Source organism: Novosphingobium sp. FKTRR1 (assembly GCF_020404405.1).
Lineage (GTDB): Bacteria > Pseudomonadota > Alphaproteobacteria > Sphingomonadales > Sphingomonadaceae > Novosphingobium.
Genome location: NZ_JAIZDA010000021.1, coordinates 50,060 through 57,793, shown reverse-complemented (window position 1 = coordinate 57,793; position 7,734 = coordinate 50,060). Strand labels below are relative to the sequence as shown.

The window sequence follows — 7,734 nt, the reverse complement described above, 5'->3', positions numbered from 1 at the left end:
CCCGCACCTTCCCGCATATGCTTGCGGCGAGCGGTATCAGTCCAGGGCATGTGCTTCCTCCATCGTCTCGACAACGACGCTGAATCACAACCTACTGATATCGCTCAACCACTTTTCGCTCGGGCTCTTAGGCTTAGTAATTTTGCGCAGTGCAGCATAGTGAGGCCGTCGAGACTCAGGTCTCACAATAAAGCCGTCAGTCGAACCGACACGACGGAACCGTGCATGATGTGATGAGCGGTGCGCAACCGCATGGGGCAAGGCGAGTCATGACGAAGCACATTCCCCTCGGGGATATCGATCGTTCAATGCAACGCAAGCGGGTCACTTTGCCGCTGGCCCCGCCGCTCGAACTGCGCCGTCTGCAGATCTATCTTGCTCTCATGCTGGCCGATGCCGCAGCGATCGTCCTTGCCGCCGCGCTGGGCGGAGCGATTTTCGACAGCGCGTTCACCCAGCAGCACTCGATGCTGCACGCGCAATTGCTGGTCCCGGTCTACTGGACGGCAGCCCTCAGCCTGCAGGTCTACAATCTGGGTGCCTTGCTGCGGCCGAACCTTGCCCGGTTGCGCGCGGCTGGCGCACTCGTCGCGGCAGAAACCGTGCTGCTCTACATCGGCTTCGTCACCAAGCGGACCGAGGACTATTCGCGATCATCCACGCTGGTTTCGCTGCTGCTGTGTCTGATGATCCTGATGGCGGTGCGCTCGCTGTTCAGGCCGCTGATCCAGGCGCGTTGCGGCCGATCCGGGGTGAACCTGCTGGTGATCGATGATGGCGGCAGCGCGGTGCAGGCGCCCAACGCCTATCAGATCAATGCCGCCGAACATCATCTTACGCCGGATTTGTCCAACCCGCACATGATGGACCGCATCGGCCTGTACATGACGAACATGGACCGGGTGCTGGTCACCTGCCCGCCCGAACGGCGCGCGGCATGGGCCCTCGTGCTGAAGAGCGCCAACATCCTTGGCGAGATCGTCGACACCGAAGTGGCCCGGCTGGGCGTGCTTGGGGCGCGGCGCGAACATGGCTATGGCGCGCTGGTGGTGGCCAGCGGCCCGCTCGGCTCGCGCGCCCGTGCGGCCAAGCGCCTGCTCGACATCACCCTTGCCGGAAGCGCGGTGCTGTTCCTTGCGCCGCTGCTGGCCACCGTTGCGGTCCTGATCAAGCTTGAGGACGGCGGACCGGTGTTCTTCGTCCAGCAGCGCACCGGGCGCGGCAACCGCTTCTTTCCGATCTTCAAATTCCGCTCGATGCGGGTGGCCCAGCTTGATTCGACCGGAGCGCGGTCGGCGGCCAAGGACGATGACCGCATTACCCGGATCGGACGCTTCATCCGGTCGACCAGCATCGACGAACTGCCGCAGCTGTTCAACGTGCTGCGCGGCGAAATGAGCATCGTCGGCCCTCGCCCGCACGCCATCGGCTCGCTGGCGGGAGAAAAGCTGTTTTGGGAAGTCGACAACCGCTACTGGCTGCGCCACTCGCTCAAGCCGGGTCTGACCGGTCTTGCCCAGGTCCGCGGCTTGCGCGGCGCGACCGACAGCGAATCGGATCTGGCCCTGCGTCTTCAGGCCGATCTCGAATATCTGGACGGTTGGACGATCTGGCGCGATGTGCTGATCATCATCAACACCCTGCGCGTGGTCGTGCACGATCGGGCGTTCTGACCGGTTTTACCGGACAGATTGGCCGATCACTCGGCTCTCGCGGCCTATTTGACCGGCAACTGGCAAAAGTCACCCGGACCGGCAGAGCGGACACGCTCGGCGCGCGCCTTTGGCGAGCGATGGGTGGGAAGGCGCAGAAACCCCAGCACTTCGCGCCGGGCATAGCGGTCGAAGAAATCCGCCGCCTTGTTGGTGTCGTAGCCTGCGCAGCGCAGCAACTGGGCACCGGCCAGATCGGCCGCATCCTCCATGTCGCGCCGCTGGGCCAAGTCGCGCGCTTTGAGATCGCCATGCAGGACGTGGCCGAGTTCGTGTCCCGCCAGCAACGCCAGCTCATCATCGCTTGCGGTAAAGTCCATCAATCCCGTCGAAACCGCGACATTGTGGCCATCGCTGTGCGCTTCGATGGCATCGTTGGCCACCAGAACGAAGCGCGCCGAACAATGATGGACCGGAACAAGCGTGATGGTCAGCGCCTGACCGCCCCGGCGTAGCGCGATCGTCATCGGCTGATCCGGCTTCTGCCCGGCGACGAAATCGGCCAGCGTATCGGCCGCAAGCGCATCGTCATACGCGGCTGCAATGATCGTTTCGACAGGCCGCCCGGCGATGGCCACGACCTCGTCACCCGGCCGCACATCCGCCCGCTCGGCCGGGCTGCCGGTAGCCACGGCGGCGATGACCGGGGCGCTGCCAAGGCCTACAGCCGCAGCAAGTTCCGGCCAGACCGCCTTGGGATAGGCACGCCGGTCGTCGAACGTCACCCCGACGTCTGCGGCCATCGCCGGGCAGCGATCACCCGCAGCCGCACGCAAGCGCCATTCCATCTGGCCCAGCCGGGCAAGATCCTGCCGCAATTGGGATGGCCAGCCCGGCATCGGCGCCTTGGGTGCCGCTGCCACTTGCGTCGCGCTGGCGAGCAGGAACAGGCCGACCGCAGCGCAGCTTGCGATTTTGCCGAAACGCTTGCCGACCGGGCGCGGAGCGGACGGGGATATGATCATTGGCATCAGCATGTCCCGGCAGCGTATCGAAGATGATCATGGACCGCCAGTGGGCCGCGCGATGGTCCCGATCGGGCCTTACCGCTCAATCCGGCGTGGCGACCGATTGCGCCAGCCCCAGTTCCGCCAGCCCCGGTTCCACTAGCCCCAGTTCCGCTAGCCCCAGTTCCACTAGCCCCAGTTCCGCTAGCCAAGGTTCGACGCGGGCGAAATGGTCGTTCCACGTCGGCCCGCGCCAGGCCGTTGCCCCAGCACGACGCTGCATGGTTTCCGGTCCATCGGTCAACAGCATCTCAAGCGCAGCGGTCCAGCCCGCCACGTCGTGCGGATCGAGGAAGATCGGCACATCACCGGCAATCTCGCGATAGACCGCCAGATCGCTGGCCACCACCGGCACCCCTTGCTGCAGTGCCTCGATCACCGGGATGCCGAAGCCTTCGGTGAAGCTGGGCATCAGTACCGCGCGTGCGCCCTCGATCAGGCCGAGCAGCGTCGCATCGTCGCACCGGCCCAACTCGTGCACCCGGTCGCGCAAGGGGCCCTGCCCATCAAGCCGTTCGAACACCGCATCAGCCCGCCAGCCGCGCTGTCCCACCAGCACCAGGTCCGGCGCGGCGTCACCCAGGCGGGCCAGCAGCGCTTGCCACACATCCAGCAGCAACGCGTGGTTCTTGCGCGCCTCGATCGTGCCGGTCATCAGGAAATACGGGCGCGTCCGAGCGGCGGGTCGGGGCTGCGTGACCGGCAGATCGGTTCCCAGCCAGGCCACCAGACCGGGCGGCACCGGCATCCCCAACGCATTGGCAAACGTCGCAAGTTCGTCGAGAGTCGCCTGGGTATTCCCGATCACCCCATGCGCACTGGCCAGCGCCTGAGCCATGCGCTGGCGATGCCGGTCCGCTTCGCCTTCGCGGCAGAATTGCGGATGCGTCAGCGGGATGAGATCGTGGATCAGGAAGACCGGGCGCAGCCGTTTGCGCGCCAACCACTGCGGCAGGCCAGCCGCATCAAGCCCGGTGTGGCCGACGTTGAGATAGATCAGCCCCGCCAGACCACGTTGGGGCCGGTCGAGCGCCGCGCCCGCCAGCAACCGGACCAGTTCCCGCCGGAAGGTCGGTCCGCCCCGGCGCAGCAACGCATAGAGCGCATCGCTGCGCGCAGGCGACAGCACGACGCGCAAGCCCTTGCGCAGCAGCACTGCGCGTGACCGCGAACCGAAGTGATCCATGTAGGCAAGGCACACCCGGTCGATCCCGGTCGGCAGCCTGCCCGTCCACACCCGCCACACCAGCCGGCTGGCATCGAACAGGAACGGACGGTCGACTGAGCGTGCGAGCAAGGGAGATCCGTCCAAATCAGCAGGAAACGTGCCCTAGCGCGCGGCTGGTCAGCTTGACAAGCCATCACCGCAGCGCAACATCGCGGCGCACAGCGCGAACAGCACACCGAACCCGGAGCTTGAAGTCCAGTGATTGCGGCAAAGGCGCGCCAACACCTGATTCTGGCGGTTTTCACGGTTTCGCTGCTGGTGAATCTGTCGGCGGCCTTGCGCAGTCCGCAATGGCTCGCCATCCCGGCGGCGCTGATCGGCTGGTATCTGGCGGACTTGCTGTCCGGGCTGATCCACATGCTGATGGACTATCGCCCCTGCACCCCGGGCAAGCGGCTGAACGACCTGTTCTTTTACGAAGGATCGCGCGAATCCGACCACTATCAGGCGCTGCTGCGCGAACGCATGGCCACGATCGGCCCGTTCGAGCGGATTTCCTATGACTTCAAGAACCATCACCCGCGCCCGGATGCGTTGGGGCGCAGGCCGGTCTGGCGGCTGATCGGATCGACCGTGATTGTCGCTGCGCTGCCGTTGTCGCTGGTCGGCAACGTGGCGCAGGCGCTGCTGCCGGTACCGGGCTGGATCATGGCGGGCCTGGTCACGTTCCTGATCGGCGGCGGCTTTGCCCAATACTTCCACGGCTCGCTGCACCGGGCGCAGAACCCATGGTTCATAACCGCGCTGCGATGGGCGGGCCTGTTGATGACGCCTGCCGCGCACCAGTTGCACCATGATACGCTGCAGCGTGACTTTGCCACCAACTGCGGCTGGTCGAACCCGGCGATCAACCTGCTGTTCAGAACGCTGCGCGCGCGCGGCTATCTGGCAGATGCCGGGCTGGTGCCCTCGGCCTGACGGGCGGCACGGCGGACCGGCACCTTGCGCATGTCCCGGACCGCGGTCTCGGGATCGGCGAGCAGCCGCTCGACACTGTTACGGACCAGAATTCTGACGCCCGATGCGCTGGCGAGCCCGCCACGCACCAGACAACTTGCGTGGAGCACTTTCTTGAACGCGGCATAAAGCTTGCGGTCGGGAACTTCGGGCGCGGTCCAGAAAAGATCCAGTCCGCCCTGATGGGTCACGCCCGGCAGGTCATAAACCGCATCGCCCAGCACCGCCACCGGCAGTCCGGCCTCCAGCGCGAGCGTGCCCGAGGTGCTGTTGACGCAGACCATGCCTTGTGCGGTCTTGGACAGCGATTGCAGATCGCCACCATCAAGGTGCAGCACCCGGTCGCACACGCCCAACCGGGCGCAACGACGCTCAAGATAGGCGCGCCAATTGCGCTTGCCGCTATCCAGCGGGTGTTCCTTGACCAGCAACAAGGTGTCGGCCGGCGCGAACGCGGCAAAGCTTTCCAGCACATAATCCACCGCGACCGGCATCGAGCCGAACGGTGAATGCGCGCGGATCTGATAGTCGCCGGTCAATTGCAGCGGAAACAGGAAGAACTTGCGCCCTGCGATCTGCGCCAGCGTGGCTTCGGCCTGCCGGGCGCGGCGCTTTCTGCGCGCGAACTTCATCAGCCAGCGGATGCCGTCCATGGTGATCGAGCCCTGACGGTGGCTGGTATAGAACGGAAACCGCAGCTTGCCCGTCACCACGTGGTGATAATGCCAGTAACTGTCCCGCGCGCGCCGCTTGAAGGCCGACGTGATCGGCGGCAGATCGGGAATCGGCGGCAACCAGCGCGCGGCGGCCTCGATCAGCGAAGGGTCGCGCGGCAAGGGCGAATGGCCGTTCACCCCGTCGCGTTCCAGCGTCATCCAGTCGGGACGGATATACCCTTCCTCGAACACGTGGATATGGATGCCGCGCAACTGCGCCATGCGCAGCGCAACTTTGTGCATGGGGCGGCAATCGCCATAGACCACCAGATCGGTTATGCCATTGGAGCGTACGAACCGGTCGAATGCCATCGGCCAGCCGCGCTGCGTTCCGCGATAGTCGGTCGAGCCATGCGGCCAATCATACCGGTCCCCCCCGGATAGATTGATGCGGTGAACCCCCAGCCCGTGCTCACGCAGCGCATCTGCCAGCAAGCGGAAGAACGGCCCCGGCGGCCCTTGCAGGAACAGAAATTCCCGCCGGATCGGAGTAATCGCGTTCATCGCTCCCCTCCTGACACTGCCTGCATCGTTCGGTTTAGCCACCCCTGCCAGCGGCGCAACGCGATCAATGGTGAGGCCACATGCGCCTGCCCCGCCGCCATGCGCCGCACCAGCAGTTCCGGCCCACACGGCAAGCGGGTAAGCGGATCGACATAGCGCGGGTAAGCGAGCAGCGTGGCGGCCACCAATTCATCCAGCGAACGCCGGCGGGAACGGCGCGCGGGCACCGGGGCAAGATCGCGGGTCAGCCCCCAGCCCGCATAGAACGGTGTGCCGTGCGTGGTCACATCCTTGCCCCGCAGCAAAGCCTCGAACCCGGCGAGCGATGTAATGACGTGCAACGCGTCGACCGAATTGATGAGCGGCAGAATCGGGGCTTCCTGTGCGATTTCATCAGCCAGACGCATGACGTCACCGATTGCTACCTGCCCTTTGCGGTGACCAGCCTCGACATCCGGATGCGGCTTGTAGATGATCCAGGCATCGCCCTCAATGGCGCGTGCCCGCTCAAGCAACTCCAGATTGGACATACCGGCCCCTCCGGTCAGGATCGAGCGATCATCCTCGACTTGCCCGGTTACCAGCACATGACGACGGCCATCTCTTGCCCGTCCTGTACTGGCGCCGCCCTGCCCATACTTGCTGACGGCGCCACGCACGATCGCCTCGCGCAATGCCGCCGCACGTTCGCGCGTCGCGGGCGAAACTTCCGTCGACTCCAGAATGCTTTCGAGATCGCTTGGCCCGCTCGCGTCGAAATAGATGCCCGACCGGTCGGCGATGATCGACAGTGGCGGTACGCAGTCGGCCCCCAACCCCGATGACCGGATGAAGCCATCCTCGACCTCGGCAATCGCCACCCCGCGTCGGGTCAGATCATCGAGCACTGCCGGACTGGTGCGCGATCGCCATGCCAGCACCTGCTGATCAGGTCGCAAACCGGCCGGCACCTGCCGGGCATGGCGAACCGCGCCGCTGCCGTCCCACAGCAACGGATCGCACGTCACGCGTTTCCAGCGGGCCACGCCGAACACCGCCGCGACATCGCGGTTGCTGTCGATCAGGCGTCGCCAATCGGCAAGCAAGGCGACGGTCCGTGCCAGATCGGACGGCTCATCGGTGAACGGATCGACCCACTCGCGTTGCGCCAGCGTGCGGGCGGTCAGCCCCACCGCATCGGTGGCGCTGGCAACGAAGGGGCCATCGCCGAACACCCGCAAGGCCGTACCGCACAACCCGGCCACCAGCGCCAGTTCCTGCCCGGCCCCGGCCCAGACCTCGCCTGTATGACGCGCCAGCCACCAGGGATCGCAAGTATAGGCGATGCAGCGATAAAGATCCGGCGCCGCCAGCCCCACCGGTCCGTACAGCACCGCCGGACGGTTGCCGAGCGCCTCGAGCATTTCCGCCAGTTGCGCCTTGTCATCGGGCGCCAGCAGCACGCCTTCGGCCGGGTCGAGCGGTGGCTGCGCGCCCCAGAAGGTGCCACCGACCCGCGCCGCAACCAGCGCTGCGACAGCCCCTGCATCAAGCGTGGCGTTTCCATCCCGGCTGATCGCCTTTGCCCGGTGCCCCGGGAAAGGCGGAATACGCAGAAAATCGGCTGGCAC

The 7,734-nt window shown here is 65.7% G+C and carries 6 protein-coding genes; 2 read left to right on the top strand and 4 right to left on the bottom strand.

The window, feature by feature from the left end:
* The first annotated feature begins 308 nt into the window (after positions 1–308).
* Entirely contained in the window at positions 309–1,673 is a 1,365-nt protein-coding gene (locus LDN95_RS23245) for a sugar transferase (RefSeq protein WP_226018796.1), read from the top strand.
* A gap of 44 nt (positions 1,674–1,717) precedes the next feature.
* Here the strand turns inward: LDN95_RS23245 and LDN95_RS17155 are convergent, their stop codons facing one another.
* Positions 1,718–2,683 carry a M48 family metallopeptidase gene (locus LDN95_RS17155; RefSeq protein WP_226018795.1) on the bottom strand — a complete coding sequence of 322 codons (966 nt, stop codon included), beginning with the start codon at positions 2,681–2,683 and terminating at the stop codon, positions 1,718–1,720.
* A gap of 79 nt (positions 2,684–2,762) precedes the next feature.
* Positions 2,763–4,016 (bottom strand): glycosyltransferase, encoded by a 1,254-nt coding sequence (locus tag LDN95_RS17150; RefSeq protein WP_226018794.1) that lies wholly within the window; start codon positions 4,014–4,016, stop codon positions 2,763–2,765.
* 129 nt (positions 4,017–4,145) lie between these two features.
* Between LDN95_RS17150 and LDN95_RS17145 the strand changes: the two genes are divergently transcribed.
* Positions 4,146–4,865 (top strand): fatty acid desaturase family protein, encoded by a 720-nt coding sequence (locus LDN95_RS17145; RefSeq protein WP_226018793.1) that lies wholly within the window; start codon positions 4,146–4,148, stop codon positions 4,863–4,865.
* Here the strand turns inward: LDN95_RS17145 and LDN95_RS17140 are convergent.
* Positions 4,829–6,124 carry a capsule biosynthesis protein gene (locus tag LDN95_RS17140; RefSeq protein ID WP_226018792.1) on the bottom strand — a complete coding sequence of 432 codons (1,296 nt, stop codon included), beginning with the start codon at positions 6,122–6,124 and terminating at the stop codon, positions 4,829–4,831. The two genes, LDN95_RS17145 and LDN95_RS17140, sit on opposite strands and share 37 nt — an antisense overlap.
* Positions 6,121–7,734, bottom strand: coding sequence for a beta-3-deoxy-D-manno-oct-2-ulosonic acid transferase (locus LDN95_RS17135; protein WP_226018791.1), 1,614 nt, complete (start codon positions 7,732–7,734; stop codon positions 6,121–6,123). The genes LDN95_RS17140 and LDN95_RS17135 overlap by 4 nt, the downstream gene beginning before the upstream one ends.

Coding starts and splice junctions, on each gene's coding strand:
- LDN95_RS23245 (WP_226018796.1), top strand. CDS start 309: ATGCAACGCAAGCGGGTCACTTTGCCGCTGGCCCCGCCGCTCGAACTG.
- LDN95_RS17140 (WP_226018792.1), bottom strand. CDS start 6,124: ATGAACGCGATTACTCCGATCCGGCGGGAATTTCTGTTCCTGCAAGGG.
- LDN95_RS17155 (WP_226018795.1), bottom strand. CDS start 2,683: ATGCCAATGATCATATCCCCGTCCGCTCCGCGCCCGGTCGGCAAGCGT.